Source organism: Pseudoxanthobacter sp. (assembly GCF_036822375.1).
Taxonomy (GTDB): domain Bacteria; phylum Pseudomonadota; class Alphaproteobacteria; order Rhizobiales; family Segnochrobactraceae; genus Pseudoxanthobacter.
In genome coordinates this window covers 1-1,663 of record NZ_DAISHT010000375.1, presented here as the reverse complement: position 1 = coordinate 1,663, position 1,663 = coordinate 1, and the positions used below count along the sequence as shown (strand labels likewise).

The following is a 1,663-nucleotide window of genomic DNA, read 5'->3' as shown; positions in this document are numbered from 1 at the left end:
ATCTGGAGGTGCCGGCCGCCGCCCAGCAGATCTTCTTCGGCCTCATGCTGGTGGCCGCCATTGCCGCCACCATCGACCGTTCGCAGGTGCGCATCATCAAGTAGCCGCCGCACCCCGCTCTCCGCAGTTCCGCCGACCCTCCCGGGGCCCTGCCGCCCCGACACCTTGCGGCGCCTGCCGGTTGCGGCCGGCGCCGTCTTTTTTTGGCCCGTGAGAAAGGGAGCCCCCATGGCCACCATGCTTGCCGCCGTGCTGGAGGCGCCGCAGCGCTTTCGACTGGAAGAGCGCGCGGTGCCGCAGCCGGCCGACGACGATGTCGTCATCCGCGTCGCGCGGTGCGGCATCTGCGGCACCGACCTGCACATCTATCGCGGCCACTATGCCGCCGACCGGCTGCCGCTGGTGCCGGGCCACGAATTCGCCGGCACCATTGCCGCCCTCGGCCGCAACGTGCGCGGGCTGAAGGAAGGCGACCGCGTCATCGCCGACATCAATGTCGGCTGCGGCCACTGCTTCTATTGCCGGCGCAACGAGGTGCTGAACTGTGCCGGAGTGTCCCAGATCGGCATTCACCGCGACGGCGCCTTCGCCGGCTTCGTGCGCGTGCCGGCGCGGCTGGTGATCGGCCTGCCCGATACGCTCGACTTTGCCGTCGCCGCCCTGACGGAGCCGCTCGCCTGCGTGGTGCGCGCGGCGCGGCGCAGCCGCATCGGCCTTGGCGAAAGCGTGCTGGTGCTGGGGGCCGGGCCGATCGGCAATCTGCATGTCCAGCTGGCCCGCCTGACGGGGGCCGGCCCGGTCATCGCCGCCGATCCGGACCCCGCCCGCGCCGCGCTGGCGCGGGAGGCCGGGGCGGATGCCGTCATCACCGATCCCGCGGCCGTGGCGGCAACTGTGCGCAGCCTCACCGGCGGGCGCGGCGCCGACATCGCCATCGAGGGCGTCGGCGCGGCCGCTCTCTACGACACCGCACTCAGCGCCATCCGGCCGGGCGGGCGCATCGCGGCCTTCGGCATCGCCGGGGCCGATGCGCGCTGGCCGATGCCGGTGCTCGACATGGTGCTGAAGGAAACCGGCCTGCAGGGCTCGGTCGCCGGCATGGGCGAGGATATGCACATCGCCCTGAACCTGCTGGCGCTCGGCCGCATCCGCACCGAGGCCTTCACCGCAAACGTCTATCCGCTGGCCGACATGACCGCGGCCATGGAGCGCTTCGCCACCGACCGCACGGCCTTCAAGGTGCAGATCGCCGCCTGAGCCGGAAACGACGACGGGCCGGCGGGGGATCGCCCCGCCGGCCCGCTTTTCCCCCCTTGAAGGCGTGCCGTCAGCCCGCCGCGGCCGCCGCGACACCGGCCAGACCGGCGGTGGTGCCACGCAGAAGGTCCGCCGCCTTCTCCGCGATCACCATCGAGGGTGCGTTGGTGTTGGAGCTGACAAGGCGCGGCATCACCGAGGAATCGCTGATGCGCAGCCGCTCCAGCCCGTGCACCCGCAAGGCGGGGTCGACGACGGCCATCGCGTCCGTGCCCATGCGGCAGGTGCCGACGGGGTGGTAGGAGGTGCGGCCGTAGCGGCGGGCATAATCGGCGAAGTCGGCATCGGTCTTCACGCTGTCGCCCGGGAAGTGCTCCTTGCGGATATAGCGGGCGAAGGCCGGCTG

The 1,663-nt window shown here is 72.0% G+C and carries 2 protein-coding genes; one reads left to right on the top strand and one right to left on the bottom strand.

Features of this window, described 5'->3' with window-relative positions; translation table 11 throughout:
* The first annotated feature begins 228 nt into the window (after positions 1–228).
* On the top strand, positions 229–1,257 hold the full coding sequence (locus tag V7067_RS17775; protein WP_334177211.1) for an alcohol dehydrogenase catalytic domain-containing protein: 1,029 nt from the start codon (positions 229–231) through the stop codon (positions 1,255–1,257).
* 70 nt (positions 1,258–1,327) lie between these two features.
* On the opposite strand, the gene V7067_RS17770 is transcribed toward V7067_RS17775, so the two are convergent.
* Positions 1,328–1,663: GMC oxidoreductase (locus tag V7067_RS17770; RefSeq protein ID WP_334177210.1), on the bottom strand; the 336-nt coding region annotated here is incomplete at its 5' end.

Coding starts and splice junctions, on each gene's coding strand:
- V7067_RS17775 (WP_334177211.1), top strand. CDS start 229: ATGGCCACCATGCTTGCCGCCGTGCTGGAGGCGCCGCAGCGCTTTCGA.